This window comes from Asticcacaulis sp. P2_C5 (genome assembly GCF_056404555.1).
Window position 1 is genome coordinate 63,229 of record NZ_JBFUDU010000008.1, and the last position, 26,726, is coordinate 89,954.

Below are 26,726 nucleotides of genomic sequence, written 5' to 3' on the forward strand. Positions count from 1 at the left end.
TCTATCGGTTCGGCACGTCGTCGACGGTATCGATCCAGATCATTTCCGACTTCCATCCGTTGGCGGCGGCTGTCCGGTCGAAGTCTTGCCGCCATGCCACGCCGCGGTTGGACGGCGGCGGAATAATGACGGATGGCGGGAACGGTCCCTTGCCGGTGAGCAGCAGAAGACCTGCCCAACCGGTTTCGTCCTGTCCCAGCTTCATCTCGTACTGGCCGTTACCGCGTTCGGTGATGCCCCAATCCGAACGGAAGGCCGGGTCGGCCAGCTGTCTCAGATTTTCGATCAGCGGAAGGCCTTCCCCGGTTGGCTGGATACCGTATAGCGCGAGATCGGGTGTTCCGGGATCGACGCGAAAATCGATAATCGGGCTGGCCGAGGGCGCGGTTTTACCTTCCGGCAAGGTCATTTCATACTTGACCTGCGGCGAACTGAGCGCGCTGGTGTCGCCGCCCTTGATCGCCGCATAGGCGTTCAGCATGGGACAGGCATTCTGCCGGCTGAGCGGCGCCACGTCATTGGTATCAAGCCCTTTCAACGTCAGGTTCTTCGACGCCACGGCATCCGAAATCACCTTTTGCACGGCCAAGGTATCGCGCGCCACCCCCTTGACCGACACGGTCACCCCCGACCCGTCGCCGCTCAGCGAGCCGATGTCGAGCCAGGCACAGTCCATTGCCGGCAAGGCGGATGTGATGGCGGCCCGCGCCTCGACGACGGGGTTGCCCGTCGCTGCAGGAGCTGGACCTTGCGGCTTTGGTTTCACCGAAGGCTTGCCACTGAACAGAATCACCCCGCCAACGATCAGCACCAGCAGAAGGGCAGCGCCCCCGCCACCGTACATGAGAAGTTTCGGATCAACCTTCGGCGCATCACCCGTCACCGACGCCGGCTTTGGAGCTGACTTCGGTTTCACGTTCGTCGCGGGGGCGGCAGGCGGGGCGAGGGCAGGTCCGTTGTCGATAAAGGCGATGACTTCGTCCATCGAGCGCAGCCGCAGCTCAGGATTGGGCGTCAGCATGGCCGACAACAGCAGCCGCAGCTCCTCCGGCGCATCCGACAGGTCAGGTCCGGCACGCCGCTTATCGACAGCATCGACCAGGGTGCCGCCCATATTGACCGGCCTGCCGCGCGCCACCGCCAGGATGACGAGCGCCAGGCTGTAGACGTCGGTCCACGGTCCGACCTCGCGGTTAAAGTCGCCCAGCTGCTCGGGCGCGACGAAGTTCAGCTTGCCGGCAAAGCCGTCGCCAACAATGGTCTTCGAAGATGGGTCAAGGTCCTTGGCAATGCCAAAGTCAATGATCCGCGCCTTGGCCAGCTCGCCGTCCTCGAGCAATACGTTATCGGGCGAAATATCACGGTGGATGGCGCCGAGGCTATGCGCAGCGCGCAGGCCATCGGCCAGCCGCCGCGTCAGGGCCAGCAGTTGCGCCGGCGTCGCCTTCAAAGACGCCAGGGCGTCTTCCAGGTTCTTGCTGTCGACATATTCGGTGACGATGAACAGGACACCAAGCTGCGGTTCCTGAGCGATGGTGCGGTACTGGACCAGAGCCGGGTGCGACAGTCGGGTCAGGGTTCGCGCCTCTTTCTTGAACATGGCCTGCACATTCGGATCGGCAGCCAGTTGCGGCAGCATGACCTTGATCGCTACACGTTCCTCGCTGGCGATGTTCGTCCCTTCGAACACCTCGCCCATGCCGCCGCGGGCGATAAAGCGTTTGACTTCGAACATGTGGTTGAGCACGTCGCCGACTTGAATGCCGCCCTCGCGCGGGGTGAGCGGTGTAAACGAGGTGACGGGTTTCGGGTCCGGTTCGGGCTGCGGCGGCGCGGCCTTTTTGTTGTTGCCGAGGTCGAAGGGGGACTGTACGTCCTTTCTGCCGGTCGTCGGTGACGACAGGGGCGATGGCCTGAACACCGTCTTGTCGTTGTTGTCGTCGTCGGTCATGACAGGCCCTGCGGGTGCGGCGCCAGCGACAGTACGGTGGCTTCTGACGCCTTGATCAGGATCACAGTCACGTTGTCCGGGGCCCCGTTGTCAAGACACTTCGCCACCAGGGCGGATCCGGCCTCGTCGATATGCATGCTGGTCAGCGTGCGCGCAATCTCGTCGTCGCCTACGACGCCATAAAGGCCGTCAGAGCACAGGAGAAAGACATCACCGGCCTGCATCGTGTCGGTGACGGCTTCGAGCTCGACATCCTCCATCACGCCGACGGCGCGCGACAGGACGTGGCTCATGGGGTGCCCAGCGCTCTGCTCGGGCGTCAGGAGGCCTCGGTCGATCAGTTCCTGCACCTGGGTATGGTCACGGCTCAACTGGTGCAACATTCCGTCGCGCAGCACATAGGCGCGGCTGTCGCCGGCCCAGACGATGGCGAAGCGCGCGTCGCGAATGACGGCGACGACGACGGTCGTGCCCATGCTGATGCCACGTGCCCTGGCCTCATCGAAGATGGTGGCGTTGGCCTGATGGATCGCAGCGACGGTGTGCGTGACCTGATCGTTGAAATCGCCCAGGTCCGGTACGGTGCGCAAGGCGTCGACGATGGTCGCCGACGCCCATTCGCCGCGTTCGTGCCCACCCATGCCATCGGCAACCGCCCATACGCCTAGCCGGTCGTTGGCGAACAGGGCGTCCTCGTTATGGTCGCGCACCCGGCCTTCATGGGTCTGCGCGTGCCATTCCATCCTAAGCGTTGTGCCGATCATGACCGCCCCGCCTCCACCATGTGCCGGAGAAGGTCCGGCGGCCTTTCGCCATCGAGGCGGTCGACCACCACCTTGTCCGCGTTTTCCAGGAACCAGCCGGTCGGCGACAGGACCACGGCCTCTTCCGGCAAGCCGGGAAAAGTCGACAAAGCCGCGAACAGCGCATCCGCCGTCTGGCCGTTGGCGAAGGCGTCGTACAGATGCGCCTCCACCGCATCGATCAGCATGCCGGTATTCTCGCCTGCCGCCACGCCGGCAAGAATCGGGAATTGTCTTCCGACCGAGTCGAGCGACGGGGCGATCACCCCGCACATCGCCATCCTGCTGATCGTGGCGATGAAGCGCCACGCCGGAGCCTGGGTATACAGGCTGTCGAAATCTTCCATCGTGGCGGCATCGCTTAAGGAGGCGGACAGCCAGTCGTCGAGCGCTCCAGCCTCGCTGTCGCCGAGGCCGCGCGCCACGAAATCGCCGTGTGCCGGCAACTTGCCGAACAGCACCGCCGCCCTCACAGCGTCACCGGGCAGCGGAAGGTCCACATCCCGCCTTTGCTGAACGGATTGCTGATTGAATCCAGCGTCACCCGGATCGTTGCCGCCTTTGTGCCCTGACCGAACGTGGCGAGGAAGGCGTTGCTGCCGGCGTTTTGGCGCGCGCTGGCCGCATCCATGACGCGGAACACCGCCCACGGCCCCTGTCCGTCGAATTTCTGCACCACCTGCCCGCTTTTGAACATGGTGACGTGGGCGGCAGGCAGCCCTTGCACCGTCCACACGACTGGTTGCGGGTCCTTGTTCGTGGCGTCGAAACGGTAGGTCGCGCCGCCGGACGAGACCTCGACTGCATCCACGTCGGGCCCCAAGGATTCCGGCGCTACCTTGAACGATAAGCCGGTCGCCAGCATGTCGCGTATCTGGGCCAGGCGCGACATATCGTCAGCCGTGGACGGGTTGAAACCGGCAGCGACAGGGTCGTCGGCTTTCCAGCGCCATACCGGACCGGAGGTATCGAGCAGGGACATCAAGCGCTGTTGTACGAAGGCGTCCATGGTCCCGCCGGGACCAAAGGTCCTGATGGCGTCTATGGTGGACACGTCGATCTTCGATGCGCCGAAGAAGGGATATTTGTCCTGCGCCGCGGTCTGGCAGGAAGGAAGGATGCCGGCGGCGTAGGTTTGAGTGACCGCGCCCTCCGCCGCCGACGTTTGCGCCGCTGACCCGCCCTTGGCCGCGTCGCCCATGAATCCCTGGAGGCCGGGCGGCGCTCCCCCTGCAGCCTGGCTTAACGCCGCCGTGGCGGTGGCGGTCTGGGCCTGAACCGCGTCCGAACCGGCGCCGCCGCCAACGGCCTTCGCTGCGCCTATGGCTTGTCCGGCCGATTTCATGGCGGCGAGGAAGTCGTCGATCGGACCGGGCGTCTTGCCGTCACCGACATAGGCCTTGACCGGCTTGAAGTAGGTCTGGATGGTCTCACCGGCGTCTCTACCGCCGGCCCCGGACGGCAGCAGGGTGGCCGCCTGACCCAGCTTATTCTTCAGCATGTTCTGCGCACCCTGGGCCGCGGCGCGACTGCCACCGGAGAAGTCGCTGTTCTTGACCACCTCCATCAACAGCATCTTGAACGGGGAAGGGCTGCGCACGAAGGCATTAAGCGCCGTCGTATTGTTAAAGTAGTCGGCCGGTTTCGGCGTATTGATCACCTTGTCCCACGCCGCTTCGTAATCCTTGGCGTAGTGGTCGGCGACGCCCGGACGAATGTCGCCGATCTGCGCCTTGGCACTGGTGGTATCGGCGTCGGCGCCCAGAACCCACAGGTCCTTTTCCATGTCCTGCTGCACTGTCAGCAAGCCCGGCTGGTACAGCTTTTCATAACCGGCACGGGTGAAGAAGTACGGCACCTGTAGCGCCATCACCTCGTCGCCATTGGCAAAGGCGGCGGCGTCACCACTCGACAGCAGAGCGTCGGCGCTCCACGGTGGATCGTCCGTCGCCATCGCCTTCTGGTACAGTATGGCATAGGCGCGGTCGGCCATCGACAGGGTCTGCACCGCGGCGCGGGCACGGGCGATCAGGTCGCCGTCCAGGGGCGCCTGGTGATCTTGCCACGACACCTGAAGGTCCTTGTCCTCCAACAGGGCGTCGAGGTGCGCATCCAGCCGCTTTCTGAGATTGGCGCGGTCGGAACCCGGATAGGCATTATCCGCCCAATCCTGCTCGATCCATGCGGCAATGCTCTTGGTGTCGATCTGGCCAGGCTTTTGTCCACCCAGCTGGAGATAGGCTTTCAGCGGTTCGTAGATGGCGAGCGGATTGCTGATATTGGTGTTGATATAGTCCTCAAGCCGCAGCAGGATGCGCGGCAACAGGATGCGGCGCAGGCCTTCGCGGTATTCCAGCTCGGCGCGCTGGCTATGCCCACCCTGGTAGAGGCCAAAACCCAGGGTCAGCGGCGGTCCGCCCGCCTTTCGGTCGGCATAGCCGCGCGACAGGGACCGAATGCTGTCGAGCACGTCGATCGCCTGCTCCAGGTCGGCATCGTTGGGGCCAACCTCGACCATATCAATGCCCTTGTCCTTTTCGAGCTGCGCCGCGGCGATCGCCTGGTCGTTCAGATTTTTCTGAAGCCCGAGATTGGCGAAGAGACTGATGGTCCATGCCAGCAGTACAAGCACGCACACCGCGGCAATGCCCCCAAAGGCCATCATCAGGTTGCGTTGCCGGCGAGCCCGCGCCTTGGGCTCCATCTGGACCAGTCCTGCTTCCGGAAACACGACTTCGCCTAGCAGCCGGTTGAGGAAGTAGGAACGACCGCCCGACGGCGGCGTCTGCGGGGCGTCATAGATATCGCCCATGCCGGCCAGCAGGCGATCGAGCGGCGCGCCCTGCTGTACGCCCGAGGTCAGGTAGAAGCCGCGCAACTGACCGACCGGCTCGTCGTGTGCCGAGAAGATGCCTTCCAGGAAACGCACCACGCGGGCACGAAGGCCGCCAACCTGGGCTGGAAAGCCGAGGATCAGGCTGCGCCGGCGCGTATCGTTCTCGTCCTCCAGCCGCTTGGCCTGGCGGTCGGCGATGGCCTGCGCAACGGTATCAAAAGCTCGCGCCACATCCAGCGCCTGCGGCTGGCCGGTGCGGAAATCGAAGGTCTCGCCGAATACGGCGCGGCGGCCCTCGACATCCAGATCCTCGAAATATTCGCTGAATCCGGACAGCAAATCGGCCTTGGTGAAGAGCACATAAACCGGTACGTTCAGTTCCAGCGACTGGCGCACTTCACTCAGGCGCCGCCGCACGGTCGCGGCGTGGTGGTCGATCTCGCCTTGCCCAGCGCGCAGCAGTTCGTCGATGGGAAAGGCCACCAGCACACCGTTGACCGGTTGCAGCGGTCGGTTCTTCTTGAGAAGACCCAGGAACGAGGTCCACGCGTTGGCGTCGCGCTCGCGCTGCGAATCCTGGGACGTATAGCGTCCCGCGGTGTCGATCAGAACAGCCTCGTCGGCGAACCAGAAGTCGAGGTTGCGTGTGCCGCCGACACCCTTACATGCCTGATCCGACAGCGGAAAGCGCAGGCCGGAATTGAGCAGAGCCGTCGTCTTGCCGGCACCGGGTGGGCCGATGATGACGTACCATGGTCGCGAGTAAAGATAGTCCTGCTTATTGCCGCTGGCGGTCTTGAAGGACGCCAGGGCTTCGCCCATCCGGCGCGACAGTTCCGCGCCTTCGGCTCCGGCCGCCTGTTGCGCGGTCAGTTCTTTTGCGATGGCGTCGGCGGCGGCGCGGGCCTTGCGAATGCGCAGGAAGGCCAATACCCCCCATACGCCGGCAATGACCACGAACAGGATCAGGCGAACCCACCATGGCCGGAGGATAGCGACGAAGAGCGGCAGGCCGAGACACAGCAAGAGGACGAGCAGGACGGCAATGGCGATGGTCACCGTCCACCAGTTGAGCAGGGCGCGTTTGATGGCTTGCATGATCGATGCCCTAGTCGTGGCGTTGCAGGACAATTTCGACGCGGCGGTTTTCCGCCTTGCCGTCCGGTGTCGCATTGGAGGCGATCGGCTGGGTGTCGCCATAGGCCTGCGACGTGATGCGCGACGGGTCGCTCAGCACCGTAGCGAGGATGTTGGCCACGGTCCTGGCGCGTGCGCCGGACAGGGCCATGTTGTCGGGAAAGGCCAGGGACGAGATGCGGTCACTGTCGGAATGGCCCGCGACCATGACCGGTCCCGGCTCGCTTTCGACCGCCTTGCCGATGCGTGTGAACAGGTCATGTTGGGCGCTGCTCGACAGCTGGTCCGAACCGGACTTGAACAGGGCGCCTACCGTGGTGCGCACACGCACAGTGTTGGCGTCTTCGTCCACCGCCACCAACCCTTGGGCGATTTCGGGTGCCAGGAAGGTCTTTAGGCGCGACGCCTGACCGCCCGACGGCAAAGACGGCGTGACCGCCTGCCGCGACAATCGCAGCGGTTCGCTCGGACTGAGTGCGCCGAGGGCATCCCATGATCTATGCCCCGTCTGCATCAGGATGAGGCGCAGGATGATATAGATCAGCAATAGCACGCCCGCGGCGACCGCGCCGGCCAGGGCGATGTGGCTCCAGAAGCCGACCCTGGCCGGCGGGGCGTTCTCACCAGCCCAATGCGGTACGAGTTCGCGCGTCGACTGGGTGCGCGGATGGTCGAGCGCGGCATACAGGCGCGCCATCACTTCCTGAAGGCGGCGCTTGCCGTCCGGCTCGACGCGGAACCGGCCCTCGAACCCTGCGGCCAGGCAGGCATGGTACAGCTCGATCAGGTCGAGATTTTGCGGCGGATTTTTCAGCATATCCTCGACCAGCTGCCAAAACCGGTCGCCGCCGATGTTTTCCTGGAAGAAGGTGACCACCATCGAACGGCGCGCCCATTCGGCGGTGTCGTTACCCTGGCCCGGCAAGGTCTGGACGATATCGTCGACCGTGGCGCACAGGGCATAGCGTGCGCGCTGGAAGGTCTCGGTCGGCACATTACCGCCAATCGCCTGGTCGAAGCGGGTGATGGCCTCACTGACGATGCGATGGAACTGCGGCAGGGGCGGCCGGGCCCGTCCGGCGCGCAAGGATGCGACCAGGGCCAGTACGGGCCCGGCCTCGGCCATGAGCCGGTTGCGAACCTGGGCTGGCTGGGCAGGCTGGACGATATCGTCGCTGATCGGGGCGGCCTTAGCCGGCTGGGGCGCCATGCCGAATGGCGATGCCGCGCCCGGGGCAGGGACCGGCGCCGCCTGCGGCTTGTTTTGGTTCAGGCCCTGAAGGGGACTCGGACGGAACACCGTCCGGTTGCCGCCGTTGCCATTTCCGTCCTTATCGTTCATTTGTCACTCCCCCGGACGTACCAGAGTTCGAGTTTCAAAGCCGGCCAGTCGCCTGCGACCATCAGCCCGAGGCCCGGCGCCGTGGTGAAGTCGCGCCAATCGGCGACGCCACGGTCGAGCTCGAAATAAACATAGCCCGGCAGCACGCGCAACTGCGGCGGCGGATTGGGCGTGTGGCGCAACGGTACGCCGGGCAGGGCCGATTCGACGATCTGACGCATCTTGGGCGTGGCCCCGATCTTGGCCACGGCCGGAAAGCGCGCGCGGATTTCGTCCAGAGGTGCGGCGGCGGATACGGCGAGGAAGAAGTAGCCGGTCTTGAAGATGGCGTTGTTGCGGATTTCCGACACATAGGCGCCGGGCGTCGGCGTCGGGACGAGCGGCAATTGCATCGCTGCCTGATCGAACACCGCCGCCATGATCGAGCGCAGCATGTCGAACACCGGCTCGAAGGTTAATTGCAGCTTCTCGTGGTCGTATTTCGGGAAGGCTGGCGCCCTGCGATCCGGCCGTGTCATGGTCGCCAGCTCGCCCGCCATCGACGTCAGCGACTCGTATAGCCGTTCCGGGTGGACCGACGGCAAGGCATCAAGGTGGGCCAACAGCGGGCACCAGCGATTGAGCGCCACCAGCATGAAGTAGTTCTTGAACGAATCCTGGCCGCCGTCTGTCGCTTCGGCAGCGCGCACGGCCAGGTCCTGCGCGCGCTGGTCGGCGCGGCCCAGGACATCACTGAGCCCGCCCTTGAGCCGCTGGGCGGCGCGAATGTCGTGACACGGCGGAATGTAGCGGTCATCGAACATCATCTGCTTGTTCTGCAACTCGCGCACCCGCGCAAGGCCCAGCGTCACCCGGCCGTACGTCTGGTCGCGCGTGACGCCGAAATGCAGGTTGGGCGTACCGAACTCAATCGATTCCTGCATGCGGTCGTCGGAGAAGCTGTCGATGACCTCCATCTCTTCGACGATGAAACGCGCGTCATGGGCGGCGTTGTCTTGTTCGCGGAATTCGACCGTGCCCTCCTGGCTGGCCGGCAGCGTCAGATAGACGATGGCGTCGCGCGTATCGGGCGGCATGTCGAGCGGCGGTGGCGGCGGCATGTCGCCGGGAATGGAAAAAGCCGTGCCGTCAGGCATGACGCCACTGCACTTGACCACGCCGAACTTGCCCAGCGTCGCCAGGTCCTCGTCGATCTGGATATCGAACAGGCCCCAGGCATAGGGCTGCGTCGCTCCGGCGCGCACATTCAGCTGGGCATCGAAGTACCGGTCCTGCTGCTGGAAATGCTGCGGCCGCAGGAACATACCTTCTCGCCACGCCACACGCCGCTTGCCAGCCATCTTCCGGTTCCCGCTGTGAATTGGTGCGCGAATAAAGCACAGCTTCACGCCGCTTGAAAGCCATGTTACACGAATTCTGACTGGAAAATATTCGTGTTATTGGCGAGCGCGGCTTATATGACAGAAGATCCCGGCAGTCTCTCCTTCGATCCGCGCACGTGGAGCAGGACGATCGCAGGCGCGGGTAAGCAGGCGCCGCACGACCCGCAGGCACCGCAGCCACCCGAGACACCTCCCGCAGGCCGTCGCAACCTGATTGCGCTGGGTCTAAGCGCCGTCATCCTGGTGGCCGGAGCGGGCACCGCCATTCTGTCGCACAAGGTTCAGACCCATGGCGGCGTCGTGGTCAGCGCGGTTGCCGCCGCATCCGTCACGCCCGCCGACGAAGGCGCCGCGACGCGCACCTTGTCGATCTCAGGTCCTTCGCGCCTGGTCGAAGCCCTGACCGCGGCCGGTGCGGCGCCCGAGGATGCGCAGACGGCGGCGCAGGCAGCGACCGCGCAGCTTGGATCAGCTCCGGGAGAACTGCGCATCGTCGCGCACCTTGCCGGCACGGACCTGCGCGCGGCCGAGATCACGCGCGGCGACAGCTCAGGCGTCCGCATCGCCCGCTCCGGCGACAGCTATGCCGCGACGCCGATTGCAGCCGCGTTGAAAACCGTCACCGTCGTTCGGCGCGGCGAGATCGACACCAACAGCTTCTATACCTCCGCCGTCACGGCCGGAATCACCGACAGCCTGATCCCGGATTTCGCCAAGGCCTTCGCCTATGATTTCGACTTCCAGCGCGAAATCCTTCCCGGTGACGTGTTTGAGGCTGCCTTCGAGGAAACGCAGAACGCTGATGGCCAGGTGGTCGGCCAGCCCCACCTGATATATGCCTCGCTGACAACGGCGGCCAAGTCGAAGGCGCTGTACTTCTTCACGCCGGCCTCCGGCGACGCCGGTTGGTTCGACGGCAATGGCGCCAGCATCATCAAGAGCTTCCTGCGCACGCCCATCGACGGCGCACGCATTACCTCCCAGTTCGGGATGCGCGTTCACCCGGTGCTGGGCTTTCAGAAGATGCACAAGGGAACCGACTTTGGTGCGCCGGTCGGCACGCCGATCTACGCCGCCGGCGACGGCACCGTACAATGGGCGGCGATGAAGGGACCGAACGGCAACCTGACCATCATCCAGCACGACAACGGCTGGCAGACCTATTACCTGCATCAGAGCGCGTTTGCCTCCGGCATTGTTGCCGGGGCTCGCGTGCATCAGGGCCAGACTATCGGCTATGTCGGTACGACCGGGCGTTCGACGGGGCCGCACCTGCACTATGAGATGCATATCAGTGGCGAGCCGGTGGACGCCATGACCGTGCCGCTGGAAGCGGGCCATGGCCTGAGTGGCGCCGACCTACGCGGCTTCTTCGCGGAACGTGACCGCATCGACGCCATCCGCGCACAGGCCGGGGCGTAGACCGGGAAATAGCAAGTCTCAAAATCCCTTTTTCATTGTCAGCGCTTCGTACGCCTTGCGGAACTCCTGGGCGAAGACATCCATGAAGGCCTCGTCCGAGCCGTGGACGACGCCGCTGAATTCCTTTTCATAGGCTTTCCACAAGGCGGCGTCGCGCGCGTCGGGGAAGATCTTGGCCATGATGCCCTTCTTCTCGGCGCGCTCGCGGATGGCGGCAGGCGAGAAGCGGTCGAGCGTCGCCTTCAGCGCGCCCTGCATGGCCTTGAGCGTCGCCATCTGGTGCGATTGCAGGTCGAGGAAAGCGTCCTCGATGGCCCGTTCGGCCGGCATGAAGCCGCGTTCGGGTGCGTTGAGCAGTTGGGCCAGGGCCTGCTCCGGCGTGCGCGCGAATTTGAGCGGATTGTTGCCATCGAAACTGAGCGCCGTGCCCTGCGCACCCATCTGCGACTTGGCGCGGGCGCGAGCCTCCAGCATCACGACCATGCCGGCGATCAGGCGACGCAGCAGCACGGCCGAAGTGGCAAGCGTCTCTTGCGGCGCGGCTTTCAGATCGGCTGGTGACAAGCCAAGCTGCTGAATGAAACCGTCAAGCGAAGGCGGCGCCGATTGTACCGGTTGCGGCGCTGGAACAACCGGGGCAGGGGGGGCTTCGGGAGGCGCATGGCCGGCCCATTTCTGCTCGACCGGCGGCAGGGACTGGGCGAAATTGTTGGTCGTGTCGAGGCCGAGCGGCGCGGAAGCCGGCTTGAGTTCCGGCGCCTGCTGCCCGAAGCCGCCGCGCGCCCAATCGACGATATGGTTTTCGGCAAAGCGGCCCCATACGTCATCGGCGGACGGTGGAGGCGCGACCTCGGGTATGGCGCTCGACCATGGCGAGGCCGGCGTGGGAGGCGGGGTCGGTGCGCCGACATCCCACGGTGACGCGCCAGAGGATTGCGGACTCGGACCCCATTCGGAGGGAGGCGGCGGTGCGGGTGCGGCGTGCACCGGATCCCAGCCGCTTCCAGTCGCGGACGACACGACAGGGGCGGGACCGGGCGGCGGTCCCCAGGCGTCAGACGGGGGTTGCACGGGCGGTGGCGGCGCAGCGGGACCGCCGGCTGTCGCGGCCTGGCCTTCGACCTCGGCGCGAATCCGGTATTGACCGATGTCGATGACGTCGCCGGTATTGAGCCGGTGCGGCGACGTCAGCTGACGACCATTGACGAAGGTGCCGTTGGTCGAGGTGTCGGTCAGGGTGTAGACACCGTCGCGAAATCCCACTTCGGCATGGCGGGAGGAAATATGATTGGACGGGTCGGGCAGGCACCACGACACGGTTGGCGAGCGGCCGATTATGGCGCCGCGTTCGGCAAGGTCGAGCCGCGCCGGCAGGCCGTTGTCGAGCCGGTCGAGCCCCTGGATCGTCAGAATAAGCTTCATGCCGCCCTTTGCGCCAATTTTTCGCCGGCCTCAAGCGCGCTTATTAGCCCGCCCCGTCCGTCAACCGTGCCCAGGGCGGTCAACAGGACGGCGCCGGCCACCATCTTGGCCGTGATATCGGACGCCGGATGAACCGGCGGCAGGTCCTCCGGGGTCATCGATCCACCGGACATGAAGATCGCCTGAAGCAGGAACTTCTCGGCGCACGCCTCCTCCATTCGCGTAATCTGAACCTCGCAGGCACGGCGGACGGCTTCGGACGGGTCGCGCAGCCACTGATGCGCCAGGTCGAAGGCGCGAACCTCCTCGATGTCCCGTTGGCTGTTGGGCTTCAGCTCCGACATGACGCGCGCCGCCCACTGGATCGCCTCGTAGCGCGGCAGGGCGTGGGCCAGGAAGCGGATGGCGTCGGCGAGCTCGCCGGAGGAAATGAGATTGGCGAAATGCTGCGGCGGTGTCACGGCCGGCGCCGGTGCCGCCGGATCCTTGTCGCGGATACCCATGGCCTGGGTGATCTGCCGCGCCCGCGACCATTCGACCATGCCCCATTCATTCATGTGCTCGTTCCCAGTCTATCATCAGGCCTAGTCTATCATCAGGCCTAGTTTATCATCACGATGCCACCCTTGATGGTGGTCATGGCGTCGCTCTTGACCGTCGTCATCGGTGACTTCATCTCGGCCGTGACCTGGCCTTCGACATTGACCATGAGGCCGGTGATTTTCACGCCGGCCTGGGAGATCTCGATCTTGCTGCTGCCGACCTTCAGGGTAATCGTGGTATTGGCCTCGATCAGGATGTCGGTACTGCCAGAGATCTTCAGCGTATCGCCGACACTGATGGTCGACTTGTCGCCATAGGTCTGCTTGTCTTCGCCATCGACCTTGACCGTATTCTTGCCGTTCGTGGTGTAGCTGGCGTCCGCCAATAGTTTGACGGTATGGTTTTTCTGAACCTCGACGGCACATGTGCCCTTGGTGGTGCGGCTCTCGTTCTCCTCGATCTCAATGGTCGAGTTCCTGCGGATCTTGACCTTGCTGTCGCGGCCGACCTCGCGCTCGGAATCGAGTCCGATCTTGGTCTGCTGGTTATGGCCGACATGGTGGCTTTCGTCATTGCGGATGCGCGTGTTCAGGTCACGCTGGGCATGGACGAATACTTCTTCCTTGCCCGACATGTCCTCGAACCGCAGCTCGTTGGCGGCCGGATTGCCGGTGTCGAGCGTAACCGCGTCGTCGCCCAGGGCGGCATTGGCGTCGCCATAGGTCTTGGTTCGCCATAAAGCCCGGGTCTTGTTAGCGGGCAGGTCGTAGATCGGCTTGTTCTCGCTGTTGAACAGCCGTCCGGTGACGATCGGCCGGTCGGGATTGCCGCCCAGGAAATCGACAATCACCTCATGGCCGACGCGTGGCAGCACGACGTTACCGAGGCCTCCGAAGTTCGACACGCGGATCCAGCATGTGGTGTCGGAGCCCCGGTCGTCGGCGACACCACTGTCCCAATGGAACTTCACCTTCACACGGCCCCATTCGTCCGTATAGATGGTCTCGCTGTCCGGCCCAATCACAATCGCAGTTTCGGAACCATGCACGAGTGGCCGCGGCGTGATGTGCGCCGGGCGCCACTGCTGGTCGGCGCGAACGCATTCGAACCAGGTGCCGCTGTCGTCGACCGCGCCTGACGACGTCTCGAAGCCGGCACCGTGCGCCACCGTGCGCACCCGTGTCATCAGGTAGCTGGTGTTGAAGCGGCCGACGGGATGATCCGTCATCTCGATCAGTTCGCCGCAACGCACACCCGGCGTCAGCGACGTGCCCGCGAACAACTGGCGTCCGGACTCGATCAGTTCCATATGCGTCTCGGTGCGTGCGACATCGGCGCGGACATCGCGTGTGGCGGCGAAGCGCTGGACGACGACCGTCTTCTGGCCCAGGGCCTTCTTGACGCTGGACTCGTTCTTCACAGGATTGGTGGCGTCCTTGAAGTCGTAGTCCTGGTACCCGACCGAAGTTTCGCTGCCGGTCGAGACGCTTTCCGCCCACGACAGGATGTAATAGTCGTCGTTTTCACCCTTCTGGTCGGAAAAGTGCAGGTTCTGCGCGTCCGGGTTGAAGGCCAGGCTGTAGGGCTGGGCCTTTGGATGGCTGGAATTTCGCGTCTGGATGACAAGGGTGTGACTACCCTGGCCATGGTCGAAGTAATAGTAGGCGCCTTCCTCCTCCATCAGGCGCGTCATGAAGCCAAAGTCGCTTTCGTCATATTGCACGCAATATTCGCGGCTGATGCCAAAGGCTGCGGGCTTCCACGGCAGATTGCAGCGCTTCATCGTCAGGCCGACGATGTCCGACGCCGCCTTATCCTGGTAAATGGCATAGAAGCGGCTGAGGCTGTACAGCCAGTGCACCGGGCGTAGCGTCAGACGGTAGCGCCAGCCGGCTGGCGTGCGCTCGACGAACTCGCCGGCGGTAAAGATGCCGTTCCACACCCGGTCCGGCTCCTCGTTCTGGAAGATCGCGACCGTCACCGACGCGCCCAGTTTGTCACTCAGGGACACCTGATCTTTCGTCAGAATGTCGGCCGTGATGATGAACAGCTCGCTCAGCGCTTCCTGGATGTCGACGCGAACGAGATCGGCATCGGTGGACCCGAAGCTAAGGTCTATGGTGGCTAAGGGCTTATCGGGCAACACGCATCTCCATCTGCCGGGTGGCGGACCATACTGTGCCCTTGGATTTATGCCATCCCAGGCGGAAGCAGCTTAGACTGCTTTTTCTTACAAGGGTAATCCAGTTGCGCCGGGTTTGTAAATGGGGTATTTTCGGTCATAACACTGTTGGCTGAATGGTCGGCCCTTATTTATAAAGGTGTCGTATGCGTTTCTCGACTTTACGTAGTCTCAGTGCATGCGGTCTTCTCCTGACCGGTTTTGCGCTTTCATATGGTTCTGCTCCCGCGCAGACGGTCAAGGCGGACGACATCATCTGCCGGATGTCGGACAGCTGTGACGACACGAGCGTCGCGCCGGCCGGCAGCAAGCAGACGAATGGCGACGAGAAGATGTTCAGCCTGCAGAAGGCTCAAAACAATCCCGCTCCGGCCGCCGTGCCGGGCAAGCCTGCGCCGCCCAAAGTGACGTCGAGTGCGCCGTCCTATAAGCCGGGTGCGAAAGCGCAGGTCCACGCCGGTACTGGCGGCGGCAGTGTCTCCGGTACACCGTCTGCATCGCATGAGATGGCAATGCAGGTGCATTTCCTGCTGGGTTCGGCGGTACTCACGCCCGATGCTCGCACGGAACTGGGGGAGTATGTCAAAGCGCTCCAGTCGCAGCAATTGGCCGGCATGAAGTTCGTTATCGAAGGCCATACCGACTCGACCGGTTCCTATGCTACCAACCTGGACCTGTCGAAGCGACGGGCGCAGTCGGTCGTTGATTTCCTGGTTGCCAACGGCGTTTCTCCGGACCGGCTCCAGGCGATGGGCTATGGCCCGGACCGCCCGCTGACCGGCGCTACGCGGACATCTCCACTCAACCGCCGTGTCGAGTTGGTTCGCGCGAACTGACAATATTCATAATAACAGTCTCCCGGATGTTTCCGGAGACAGTTTCTTTTCAAGGGTGACTTTGTGGCGGCTAATGTCGAGGCCTTGCTTGCGCCGGTTCCCGGCGACTCGCCGGTGGGTGAGGATCTCGCCTATGACGTCCAGCGCCAGGAAATCGAGACGGCGTTCGAGCGCACGGCGGGCGGCGGCGATGCCAATGACGGTGACACCGACTGGCGCGCCGTGGTGCGTCTGATCGAGGCGCAGAGCGCGCGCACCAAGGACATCTGGCTTCCTGTCTACATGATGCGTGCCGGCGCCCGCATGGCGCAACTCGAGACCGTCGCCAAGGGCGCGGAATACCTGGCCGGTCTGGTCGAGACCTGGTGGGACAGTGTCCATCCGCAGATCGAGGAATACGGCTTCCAGGGGCGCAAGACACCGTGCGAATCGTTGACACGCATCGGCGAATTTCTGGGTCCGCTGCGCAATATCATCCTGGTCAGCCATCCTCGCCTCGGCCAATATTCCGCAAGCGATATCGAGCGTTTCATGAAAGGCGGCGATGCCGAGGACGGCTACGGCATTTTCCGCGCTGCGATCGCCGATGTTCCGGCCGAAGAGCTTGAGGCGACCGCCGCCAACCTCGACGCCATCATCTTGGCATTGAGGCGCGCCGATAAGGTGATGACCGCCAATGCCGGCGGCGAGACCTCTGTCAATTTCGCTCCGACCTATGAAGCCTTCAGTGGTGTGCGCAGGGCCTTGGCGGAGTTCCTGCCAGGCAGTGGTGCCGCCGCGCCGCAAGCGGATGTGCCGCCGGCGGGCGGTGGCGATATTACCTATGCCGCCTCGAACGGCAGTGGGCGATCGGGGATGGGTTCGCCCGGTTCGCCCAGTTCTATTGACTCGCGCGAGGACGTGGTCCGCGCCATCGACGCCATCGCCGATTATTACCGCCGCCGCGAGCCGGCCAGTCCGGTGCCGTTGGCGCTGAAACGGGCCCGGGAGTGGGTGACGCTCGATTTTATGGCCGTGCTGGAAGACATCGCGCCGAACAGCCTTGACGAGGCGAGGCGCGTGCTCCTTCCCACCAAGAAAGACGAAAACAGTAACTGGTAACCGGCTAATGTTGCCGCATGGGTAAGCTTGCCCTAACGAATTCTGACAAATGAGTGTTTGATCTCGAATTAGCTTGTAAAAAGAAAATTGCCGTTTGATAATTTGGCGAACCGCGTTCTAACGGCGCTCGAAAGCGCACTCATAAAAAGGGTCAGCGATGTCAAGCAAGGGTGGTCAGCGTTTTATCAGCCAGAATCGTAAGCCGCGCGTTCATATCGAGTATGAGGTCGAAACTTTCGGCGCCAAGCAGAAGGTCGAACTGCCGTTTGTGATGGGCGTCATGTCCGACCTGTCGGGCAAGAGCCTGGTCGAGAAGAAGCCGGTGGACAAGCGGGACTTCGTCGAGTTTGATATGGACAATTTCGAGCAGCGCATGGAGGCGATCGCGCCGCGCGCCGCTTTCAATGTCGACAATTCCCTGACCGGTGAGGGCAAACTTTCGGTCGACCTGACCTTCAAGAATATGGACGATTTCGACCCCGGCGAGGTCGCCAAGCGCGTCCCGGCGCTGAACAAGCTGCTCGAGGCGCGCCAGCAGCTGAACGACCTTATGATCTACATGGACGGCAAGGATGGCGCCCAGGAGCTCCTGGATAAGCTGCTCAAGGATCCGGACCTGATGAAGTCGCTGGCGGCTACCCAAGGCGCGAACAAGGGTGGCGATACGGCGAACGAAGCGGCGCCGGAATAAGGGAGACGGGGATCAATGGCTCAAGAAGCAGTACAGACAACGGGCGCAGCTCAGACCGGCGAGGTCGCCTATGATGACTTCGCATCGCTGTTGCAGAAGGAATTCAAGCCGACCGACGATACGCGCAAGTCACGCATCGAATCGGCCGTCCAAACCTTGGCGCAGCAGGCACTGGCCGACGCCAATGTCATCGGCCACGACGTCTTCACGACGCTCGACGCCATGCGGGCGCAGATTGACAAGAAGCTCACCGAGCAGGTCAATCTAATCCTGCACAACGAGGAATTCCAGAAGCTGGAATCGGCGTGGCGCGGGTTGCACTACTTTGTCATGAATACGCCGACCGGCAAGGACCTCAAGATCCGTGTCATGAACATCGGCAAGGACGAGGTGCGCAAGATGCTGCGCCAGTACCGTGACGCCGCATGGGACCAGAGCCCGCTCTTCAAGAAGATTTACGAGTCGGAATTCGGCCAGTTGGGGGGGCAACCCTACGGCGCCTTCATGTGCGACTACAGCTTCGATCAAAGCGCGCCCGACATCGAGGTCATGAAAGGCCTGTCCAAGATTGGCGCGGCCGCTCACGCCCCGTTCATTGCCAATGCAGCGCCCGGTCTGATGGGTATGCAGAGCTGGCAGGAACTGTCGCAGCCGCGCGATCTCGGCAAGCTGTTCGACGCCACCGACTATGCCGCATGGCGCGGTTTCCGCGCCATGGAGGACAGCCGCTACTTGGCGCTGACCATGCCGCGGTTTCTGGGCCGCCCGCCTTATGGCGCCAAGACCAACCCGGTCGATGCTTTCGACTTCGAGGAGGACACCGGCGGCGAGCATGACAACCACCTGTGGCTTAACGCATCCTATGCCATGGGCGTGCGCATTACCGAGGCCTTCAAGGACTGGGGCTGGTGTACACGTATCCGCGGCGTTGAATCGGGCGGCACGGTCACCGGCCTGCCCACAGCCATGTTCCCGACCGATGACGGCGGCGTGGACATGAAATGCCCGACCGAGATCGCCATTTCCGACCGGCGCGAAGCCGAACTGTCGACGTCAGGTCTGCTGGCGCTCGTTCACCGCAAGAATTCCGACCAGGCGACCTTCATTGGCGCGCAGACGGTTCACCAGCCCAAGGTCTATGACGATCCGGCGGCAACGGCTTCGGCCAACCTGTCGGCGCGGTTGCCCTACATCTTCGCGTCATGCCGTTTCGCCCACTATCTCAAGTGTATGGTGCGCGACTGGGTCGGTGGCTCGCGCGAGGCGCCGCAGCTGACGCGTGATCTGACCAACTGGATCATGCAGTATGTCGATGGCGCGCCGGAAACCTCGTCGGAAGAAACCAAGGCGCGGCTGCCGCTCAAAGCAGCGTCGGTCGAAGTCGTGGCCGATGAGGAGAATCCCGGCTATTACAAGGGCAAGTTCCTGTTCATTCCGCACTACCAGCTTGAGGGCATGGACGTGTCGATGAGCATGGTGTCGCGCCTGCCAAAGGGGGCGGGATAAAACGCGACTGACGCAGGTGCGTTGGGGCGCGCGTCCGGAGTTAGTTGACAGACCTACGTTTGAGGCGGCTCGCACGCAGGTCTGACATGCTTCCGTGATCCATAACGGTCCAGGCATGATGGTGTGCGTAGAGGGCCGGCAGTGCCCGCCGCGTATTCGGCGGTTCCAATCACATGCTCACTTCCATGGAGTAGACAATGTCTATCGATATGTTTCTGAAGCTGGACGGCATCAAGGGCGAGTCCAGGGACGCCAAACACAAGGACGAAATCGACATCGATGCGTTCACGTTCGGCGTGTCCCAGCACGGTCTTGGCGGCCGCAGCGGCGGCAGCGGCGCCGGCAAGGCCGAGTTCAGCGATATCACCATTCACAAACGCTCCGACAAGGCTTCGCCAGTGCTGATGATGGACTGCGCCACCGGCGAGCACATCAAGACCGCCCAGATCACCGTGCGCAAGGCCGGCGGCGGCAAGGCTGGAGGTCAGGAATACTACATCATCAAGCTGACCGACATACTGATCTCCAGCTTCCAGAACTCCGGCGATGCGTCTTCCGACGTGCCAATGGAGACGCTCTCGCTCAACTTCGCCACGGTCAGCTTCAGCTATCAGCCGCAGAACGACGACGGCACGCTTGGCGGCGCTGTGTCCGGTGGCTACGACGTGCGGCAGAACAAGCCGGTCTAATAAGGATTGATATAATCCCGGCTGCTGGCCCTGCCGGCAGTCGGTTCAGGTCACGGAATTTAGATGAGTCTCGCAGAAATCAAGCTGCGCGAGGGTGATCTTGGCGGGGCCCGTGCCGAGCTTGTCGACCTGGTAAAAAAGGCGCCGGGCAATGTGGACGCCAGGATGTTCCTGTTCCAGTTGCTGTGCCTGACCGCCGAGTGGACCAAGGCGCGAGCCCAGCTGAGCGCGCTTGCCCAGTTATCCCCCGAAGCCCAGATGCTGAGCGTCGCCTATAATCAGGCCATAGACGCCGAAATAACTCGCGCGGATGCGTTTGCCGGCCGGGCGCCAGTGGCGCTCCTGACCAAAAGCAGTCCGTGGTCGCAGGACCTCGTTACCGCGCTTGGCCACGACCTCGCCGGCCGGGCGGATGAGGCGGAAGCAGCACGCGCCCGTGCCTTCGACGCCGCTCCGGATACGCCGGGCACCTTCAACGATACCGCCTTCGACTGGATCGCCGACGCCGATACGCGTTTCGGACCGGCGGTCGAAGCCATTGTCGCCGGCAAGTGGGGCCTGCTGCCGTTCGACACGCTGGACTATATCAAGAGCGACGGCCCGAAGGACCTGCGTGATACGGTATGGCTGCCGGTGCAGATCGGGTTCAAATCGGGGCAGTCCATCGCCGGCTTCCTGCCCGTGCGTTATCCCGGCACGGAGACGTGCGAGAACACCGCCGCCATCCTGGCGCGGTCCACCGACTGGATCGATGACGCGCCTGTCGGCCAGCACGTGCTGAACCTGTCGGGCGGCGAGGAGATGGATCTGCTATCACTGCGTGCGCTCCGGTTCGGGTCATAGGTGCGCGCATGGCGATTTCCGAGCGGCTGAATCCGTCACTGTTCGACAAGCTGGTCGCCGATCTCGACATGCCCGGCCTGCGCGACGAGACCGGCGCCGTGGTGGAGATGTCGCGCGAGACCATGCGCTCCTATTCGGTGCCGAAACTGGAGCGGTTCAACGAGAACGCCCTGCGCGAAACCATCAAGCGCGACATGGCGTGGCTGCTCAACACCACCAACATGGCGGCCGGTATCGATCTCGACCCCTATCCGCACGTCAAGACATCGGTGCTCAATTTCGGCGTTGCCGACCTGACCGGCAAGGCGCATTCCTATCGCGTGGTCCTGGCGCGCGCCAAGAATATCGCCGCCGCCGTCAAGGCGTTCGAGCCGCGCATCAACCCCGACTCCCTGCATGTCGAACCGATGGAGACCCGCGAGCGCGAGAACGCCATCACCTATGCCATCCACGGCGATATCACCGCCGCTGTGCAGGCGATTCCGGTCACCTTCAAGACCGATGTCGAAGCCGATGCCTCGACCGTGACGGTGAGGGACTGATGGACCCGCGTCTTCTTCGTGCCTATAGCGACGAACTGGCCTATTTACGCGAAGCTGCGCGCGAGTTCGGCGAGGAGCACGAGGCTGTGGCCGGCAGGCTGGGACTGAAGACGCCCACCGATCCCGATCCCTATGTCGAACGTCTGCTCGAAGGCGTGGCTTTCCTATCGGCACGGGTTCAGCTCAAGCAGCAGGACCAGTATCCCGAATTCACCCAGCATCTGCTCGCTGCGATCCAGCCGCACTACCTGTCACCAACGCCGTCCATCTGTATCGCCCAATTTGAGCCCAGGGCTGGCGATCCAGGCCTGGCCAAGGGCGTCACCGTACCAGCCGGCACGGCGATTACCGCCACGGCGGCGGACCAGGGCGGGGCGCCGGTCGTGTTCCGGACCGGTCACGAGATCAGGCTGTGGCCGCTGCAGATCACCCAGGCGGAATATCTCGGTTCACGCGCCGCCATCGCGCCTTTTGCCGCCGGCACGCGTTTCAAGGCGGAAGCCGGCCTGCGCCTGCGCTTCGCCGCCACGGCGGGCGCCGACCTGGCGAAAATCCTGCCGGGCACGATCAGCCTGTATCTCGACGGATCGGAAACGATTCCCGGCGAGTTGTACCGGCAACTGGCCGGAGAAACCCTTGCCGTTATGGCGCGCGATGCCAATTCGGCCGCCGGAGCGGGGGGCTGGATTGAACTGCCGAAGCCGGTGCAACTGGGGTTCGACGATAAGGAAGCCTTGTTGCCGCAGGAGGTGCGATCCTTCCGCGGCTACCGACTGCTGACCGAATATTTCGCTTGCCCGGAGCGCTTCAACTTCGTCGGTCTGGACGGTCTGGCGAAGGTGCTGCCGACGGCGAAGGAGTCGGTCGACGTCATTGTTCTGTTCTCGCGCAGCGTGCCGGCCCTGAGCGGCGCCCTGACACCGGCCAACTTCCGCCTGTTTTGTTCGCCGGCGATCAACCTGTTCGAGATGCAGTGCGGCCGCCTGCAGATGAAACCTTATGAGCACGAGTACCATGTCATTCCCGACCGGGCTAAGCCGCTTGATTACGAGGTGTTCCGCGTGCTCGACGTCAACGCCTTTGCCCGCGAGAACACCGAGTCGCAGAAAGTTGCGCCGCTCTATGCCTTCGGCGCCCTGCTGTACGACTGGCGCAATGCCATATTCTACACCACCAAGCTGCGGCCGCGGCGACTATCCACCAAGGAACAGCGCGTGCGCCGTACCGCCGATTATGTCGGCACCGAGGTCTGGCTCAGCCTGACCGCGCCCGGTCAGCCGCAACTGCTCGACACTATCCACGAAGTGGCGGTACGCGCCCTGGTCACCAATCGCGAACTGCCGGAAACCCTGACCTTCCGTGGCGAGAACCATTTCACTGTCCAGGGCGTTCCGGTGTCAAAGGTGTCGGTTGTGCGGGCGCCGACCCGACCGCGTCCACCGATGGGACTGAACGACGCCGCGTGGCGCGTGATCGGTCACCTGACGCCCAACTATGCCAGCCTGGTCAGCCAGCCGGGCGGTGACCCCGCGCTGCTGCGCGACCATCTGGCGCTGTATGGCCGACCGGATGACGCATCGTCTCGACGCCAGATCGACGGCGTGATGACCGTGACCTCGCGTCCCGTGTCGCGCCGTGTTCCGGGCCGCGACCGCATGGCCATCGCTTCTGGCCATCACATCACTGTTCGCCTGGATGACGCGGCCTTCGACCGCGCGCGGCTGTTCCTGTTCTCGGCCGTGCTGGAGCGTTTCCTGGCTGAGTTCGCCACCATCAACACATTCACCGAGTGCGCGTTCGAATCGCCGCTCGAAGGAGCCTTCGTCCAATGGCCCCCCCGGATCGGCCGCCAGCACACCATCTGACCTTCCTCGAAGGCGCTCGCACGACGATCCGCCGCTGGGGGTTGTTCGCCTTGGTGCGCGGCGCCGAGGCGCGGGCGCATGGGCTTCCGCGCGTCGGCCGGTCGCATCTGCCACAGCAGAACATCGTCGACCTGGCGCAGACGCCGGTCATGGGCTTTCCGGAGTCGACCCTGGACGAAATCGTCATCAAAGGCGGGAGGGCGCGCGTGTCCGGTTACTGGCTTGGCATGACCGGACCGATGGGACCGATGCCGACCCACATCACCGAATTCGCGGTCTATGAAAAGAAATATGCCCGTTCGCGGCCGCTCGGCCGCTTTCTCGACCTGTTGGCCGGGCGCATGCTGCAACTGTTTTACCGTGCCTGGGCCGATAGCCAACCGGCGGCGCAGGCCGACCGGCCGGATGACGATCGCTTCGCCGGTTATCTTGCGGTCCTGACCGGTGCCTATGAAGGCGCGCGCGCCGACAGTGCCTTTCCGGCACGGGCGCGGCTGCATTATGCCAGTCTTCTGGCGGGCCAGCGCAATGCGCGTGGCATCGAAGACGCGCTGTCGCACCTACTGCGGCAAAAGGTCGAAGTCCACGAATTCCAGCCACGCTGGCGCACCATCGAAAAGGACGACCGCTCGCGACTTGGCCAGGCCTTTGCACAACTCGGCGGCGACATTGTGCTGGGAGGGCGTGTGCGCACGGCGTCAGATGCGTTTCGGGTGGTCATCCGCTCCAATACCCTGCGCGACTACGAAGACCTGTTGCCGACAGGCAGCCGCTTTAAGATCCTGGCCGAGGCGCTCGACGCGTTCGCGCCCTCTCACCTGGATTGGGACGTCGCGCTCGAAATCGACGAGCGGCTGTGCCCGCCGGCGAAGCTCGACGGACGCACGCGGCTCGGCTGGACCACCTGGATGACGCCTGGCAAGACCGGACGCATCCGTCGCGATACCATTATTTCCAAACGACAGGCAGCCTAAAGGATTACAATGGCCGACATTAGCAGATCCTCCCTCTTCGGACGGCTCAACCCGACGGCGCTCAAGGCCATCGAGACCGCGACCACTTTTTGCAAGATGCGCGGCAATCCCTATGTCGAGTTGGTCCACTGGATGCACGTCCTGTTGCAGGATCCGAGAAACGACGTGGCGTCGATCCGCACCGCCTTCGGCATCGACGACACCCAGCTGGCCCGCGACGTGGTGGCGGCGCTCGACCGCCTGCCGCGCGGCGCGACGGCGATTTCCGACTTCTCGCCCCAGATCGAGGAGGCCATCGAGAAGGGCTGGCTGTATGCCTCGCTCCAGTTCTCGGCCGGCCGCATCCGTACCGGTCACCTGGTCTATGGCATGTTGAAGACGCCGACCCTGAAGAACGCGCTCGCCAATGTCTCGGGCGAATTCCGCAAGATCAGTGTCGACAAGCTGGGCGACAGTTTCGAGAGCATCGTCCAGTCGTCGGCTGAGCAGACCGTCGCCGAACCGGCGGGCGCCATGTCGTCGGGCGGCGGAGAGCCAGGGTCCGGCCCGACAGGCGAGGGCCAGGCCCTGGCGAAGTTCAGCGTCGACCTGACCGAACGTGCCCGGACCGGCGCTATCGACAAGATCGTCGGCCGTGACGCCGAGGTGCGCCAGATGATCGATATTCTTCTGCGCCGGCGACAGAACAATCCGATCCTGATCGGGGAGGCGGGCGTCGGCAAGACCGCCGTGGTCGAGGGCTTCGCCCGCCGCATCGTCGACGGCGACGTGCCGCCGGTACTGAAGGATGTCACGCTGCGCGCGCTCGATATCGGCCTGCTCCAGGCCGGGGCCAGCGTAAAGGGCGAGTTCGAGAAGCGGCTGCGCCAGGTGATCGACGAGGTCGAAGCCAGCGCGAAGCCGATCATTCTGTTCATCGACGAGGCGCATACCCTGATCGGCGCCGGCGGCCAGGCAGGGACCGGCGATGCCGCCAACCTGCTCAAGCCCGCTCTGGCGCGCGGCCGGCTGCGCACCATCGCCGCCACGACCTATGCCGAATATCGCCAGTACTTCGAGAAGGACCCGGCGATGACCCGCCGCTTCCAGACCGTAGACGTGGGCGAGCCGGAGACAGCCAACGCCATCGCCATGCTGCGCAGTGTGGCGCCGATGATGGAGAAGCACCACAAGATCGTCCTGCTCGACGAGGCGGTCGAGGCCGCGGTCAAGCTGTCGCAGCGCTATGTGCCGGCGCGGCAACTGCCGGACAAGGCCGTCAGCCTGCTCGATACCGCCTGTGCGCGCGTGGCCGTCTCGCAGCACGCTACCCCGGCGGCGGTCGAGGACCGCAGGCGTCGCGTCGAACTGCTCAATGTCGAGATGGAGGTGGCGGCGCGCGAACTGGCCGGACAGTACCGCAGCGACGATCGCGGTCCGAAGCTCCAGGAACAGCTCGACGAAGCCGAAACGGCCCTCGCGGAAGCCACCGCCAAGTGGGAGGCGGAGAAGGCCGCGCTGGAGAAGGTGCAGTCGGCGCGCACCGCACTTGAAGAGGCGCCAGGCGACGCGGACACCGGTGCGCTCAAGGTCACTCTGCAATCGGCCATCGACGAAATGCGCGCGGCGGGCGGCGACAGCCCCATGGTATTCGCCGTCGTCGATGCCGATGCCGTATCGGCAATCATCGCCGACTGGACTGGCATTCCGGTCGGACGTATGGTCAAGGACGAGATCCGCAGCGTGCTCGAAATCGCCGACCGTCTGAAGGAACGCGTCATCGGCCAGGACCACGCCATGGACGCCATCGCCAAGCGAATCAAGACCAGCCGCGCCAAGCTCGACAATCCGAACAAACCGGTCGGGGTGTTCATGCTGTGCGGTCCGTCGGGTGTCGGCAAGACCGAGACCGCGCACGTCCTGTCGGAACTGCTCTATTCCGGCGACGACTCGATGATCGTCATCAACATGTCGGAATTCCAGGAAGCGCATACCGTCTCGACCCTGAAAGGCGCGCCGGCCGGTTATGTCGGCTATGGCCAGGGCGGGGTGCTGACCGAAGCGGTGCGGCGCCGGCCGTACAGCGTGGTCCTGCTCGATGAGGTCGAAAAGGCTCACCCTGACGTGCACGAAATGTTCTTCCAGGTGTTCGACAAGGGCTTCATGAACGACAGCGAAGGCCGCCATATCGACTTCAAGAACACCTTAATCCTGCTGACCTCCAATGTCGGCACCGACCTGATCACCACCATGTCGGAAGACGAGGAGATGAAGCCCGATTCCGAAGCCCTGGCCGAGGCGCTCAGGCCCGAACTGCTCAAGGTTTTTCCACCGGCCCTGCTGGGCCGTCTGCTGGTTCTGCCCTATTATCCGCTGTCGCCAACCATGCTTCAGGGCATCGTGAAGCTGCAGATCGACCGGGTCAAAAAACGTATCCAGGAGAACCACGGCATCGCCTTCAGCTATAGCGACGAGGTGATCGATTTTATTGTCTCGCGCTGCAATCAGGTGGCGTCGGGCGGGCGCATTATCGACGCCATTCTGACCAACACTATGCTGCCCGAACTGTCGATCGCCCTGCTGGAAAAACAGATGAATGGCGAGGAGGTGCAGGCGATTTCGGTTGGCACCGGTGAGGGTGCGAGCGGATTCATCTACAGCTTCTCATAGCAGGGACAGA

At 63.7% G+C, this 26,726-nt stretch carries 20 protein-coding genes; 11 read left to right on the plus strand and 9 right to left on the minus strand.

Features of this window, described 5'->3' with window-relative positions; genetic code table 11:
* Nucleotide 1: 1 nt before the first annotated feature.
* The 6 genes from AC1DXO_RS15045 to tssK are packed head-to-tail and all read right to left on the minus strand — an operon-like array spanning nt 2 to nt 9,409.
* Nucleotides 2–1,951: a serine/threonine-protein kinase gene (locus AC1DXO_RS15045; protein WP_476978987.1), complete on the minus strand. Its 1,950-nt coding sequence runs from the start codon at nt 1,949–1,951 to the stop codon at nt 2–4.
* On the minus strand, nt 1,948–2,715 hold the full coding sequence (locus AC1DXO_RS15050; protein WP_476978988.1) for a PP2C family protein-serine/threonine phosphatase: 768 nt from the start codon (nt 2,713–2,715) through the stop codon (nt 1,948–1,950). The genes AC1DXO_RS15045 and AC1DXO_RS15050 overlap by 4 nt, the downstream gene beginning before the upstream one ends.
* Nucleotides 2,712–3,254, minus strand: a complete 543-nt coding sequence (gene tagF / locus AC1DXO_RS15055; RefSeq protein ID WP_476978989.1) for a type VI secretion system-associated protein TagF — start codon at nt 3,252–3,254, stop codon at nt 2,712–2,714. Before tagF ends, AC1DXO_RS15050 begins: the two co-directional genes overlap by 4 nt.
* Nucleotides 3,224–6,688, minus strand: a complete 3,465-nt coding sequence (gene tssM / locus AC1DXO_RS15060) for a type VI secretion system membrane subunit TssM (RefSeq protein ID WP_476978990.1) — start codon at nt 6,686–6,688, stop codon at nt 3,224–3,226. Before tssM ends, tagF begins: the two co-directional genes overlap by 31 nt.
* 10 nt (nt 6,689–6,698) lie before the next feature.
* Entirely contained in the window at nt 6,699–8,069 is a 1,371-nt protein-coding gene (icmH, locus tag AC1DXO_RS15065) for a type IVB secretion system protein IcmH/DotU (RefSeq protein ID WP_476978991.1), read from the minus strand.
* Nucleotides 8,066–9,409, minus strand: a complete 1,344-nt coding sequence (gene tssK, locus AC1DXO_RS15070) for a type VI secretion system baseplate subunit TssK (RefSeq protein WP_476978992.1) — start codon at nt 9,407–9,409, stop codon at nt 8,066–8,068. The genes icmH and tssK overlap by 4 nt, the downstream gene beginning before the upstream one ends.
* 117 nt (nt 9,410–9,526) lie before the next feature.
* Between tssK and AC1DXO_RS15075 the strand changes: the two genes are divergently transcribed.
* Nucleotides 9,527–10,873 carry a peptidoglycan DD-metalloendopeptidase family protein gene (locus AC1DXO_RS15075; RefSeq protein ID WP_476978993.1) on the plus strand — a complete coding sequence of 449 codons (1,347 nt, stop codon included), beginning with the start codon at nt 9,527–9,529 and terminating at the stop codon, nt 10,871–10,873.
* Between the two features lie 18 nt (nt 10,874–10,891).
* Here AC1DXO_RS15075 and tagH read toward each other — a convergent pair whose 3' ends face one another.
* The 3 genes from tagH to AC1DXO_RS15090 are packed head-to-tail and all read right to left on the minus strand — an operon-like array spanning nt 10,892 to nt 14,981.
* A complete protein-coding gene (gene tagH / locus AC1DXO_RS15080) occupies nt 10,892–12,295 on the minus strand; it encodes a type VI secretion system-associated FHA domain protein TagH (RefSeq protein ID WP_476978994.1) in 1,404 nt (467 codons plus the stop codon).
* The gene (locus AC1DXO_RS15085; protein ID WP_476978995.1) at nt 12,292–12,852 is read right to left on the minus strand and encodes a DUF6931 family protein; all 561 of its coding nucleotides are present in this window, start codon (nt 12,850–12,852) and stop codon (nt 12,292–12,294) included. The genes tagH and AC1DXO_RS15085 overlap by 4 nt, the downstream gene beginning before the upstream one ends.
* Before the next feature lie 44 nt (nt 12,853–12,896).
* Nucleotides 12,897–14,981 (minus strand): type VI secretion system Vgr family protein, encoded by a 2,085-nt coding sequence (locus tag AC1DXO_RS15090; protein ID WP_476978996.1) that lies wholly within the window; start codon nt 14,979–14,981, stop codon nt 12,897–12,899.
* Nucleotides 14,982–15,283: 302 nt separating this feature from the next.
* Between AC1DXO_RS15090 and AC1DXO_RS15095 the strand changes: the two genes are divergently transcribed.
* From AC1DXO_RS15095 to tssH, 10 genes are all read left to right on the plus strand, one after another.
* On the plus strand, nt 15,284–15,856 hold the full coding sequence (locus AC1DXO_RS15095) for an OmpA family protein (RefSeq protein ID WP_476978997.1): 573 nt from the start codon (nt 15,284–15,286) through the stop codon (nt 15,854–15,856).
* Nucleotides 15,857–15,919: 63 nt separating this feature from the next.
* Entirely contained in the window at nt 15,920–16,957 is a 1,038-nt protein-coding gene (gene tssA, locus AC1DXO_RS15100) for a type VI secretion system protein TssA (RefSeq protein WP_476978998.1), read from the plus strand.
* Between the two features lie 157 nt (nt 16,958–17,114).
* Complete coding sequence (gene tssB, locus AC1DXO_RS15105; RefSeq protein WP_476978999.1) at nt 17,115–17,648, plus strand: type VI secretion system contractile sheath small subunit; 534 nt, start codon at nt 17,115–17,117, stop codon at nt 17,646–17,648.
* 15 nt (nt 17,649–17,663) lie between these two features.
* Nucleotides 17,664–19,154 (plus strand): type VI secretion system contractile sheath large subunit, encoded by a 1,491-nt coding sequence (gene tssC / locus AC1DXO_RS15110; protein WP_476979000.1) that lies wholly within the window; start codon nt 17,664–17,666, stop codon nt 19,152–19,154.
* 197 nt (nt 19,155–19,351) lie between these two features.
* A complete protein-coding gene (locus AC1DXO_RS15115) occupies nt 19,352–19,843 on the plus strand; it encodes an Hcp family type VI secretion system effector (RefSeq protein WP_476979001.1) in 492 nt (163 codons plus the stop codon).
* Between the two features lie 63 nt (nt 19,844–19,906).
* Nucleotides 19,907–20,686, plus strand: coding sequence for a type VI secretion system accessory protein TagJ (locus AC1DXO_RS15120; protein WP_476979002.1), 780 nt, complete (start codon nt 19,907–19,909; stop codon nt 20,684–20,686).
* 8 nt (nt 20,687–20,694) lie between these two features.
* A complete protein-coding gene (tssE, locus tag AC1DXO_RS15125; RefSeq protein ID WP_476979003.1) occupies nt 20,695–21,228 on the plus strand; it encodes a type VI secretion system baseplate subunit TssE in 534 nt (177 codons plus the stop codon).
* A complete protein-coding gene (gene tssF, locus AC1DXO_RS15130; protein WP_476979004.1) occupies nt 21,228–23,093 on the plus strand; it encodes a type VI secretion system baseplate subunit TssF in 1,866 nt (621 codons plus the stop codon). Before tssE ends, tssF begins: the two co-directional genes overlap by 1 nt.
* Nucleotides 23,057–24,067, plus strand: coding sequence for a type VI secretion system baseplate subunit TssG (gene tssG / locus AC1DXO_RS15135; protein WP_476979005.1), 1,011 nt, complete (start codon nt 23,057–23,059; stop codon nt 24,065–24,067). The genes tssF and tssG overlap by 37 nt, the downstream gene beginning before the upstream one ends.
* Before the next feature lie 9 nt (nt 24,068–24,076).
* Nucleotides 24,077–26,716, plus strand: a complete 2,640-nt coding sequence (gene tssH, locus AC1DXO_RS15140) for a type VI secretion system ATPase TssH (RefSeq protein ID WP_476979006.1) — start codon at nt 24,077–24,079, stop codon at nt 26,714–26,716.
* Nucleotides 26,717–26,726: the final 10 nt, after the last annotated feature.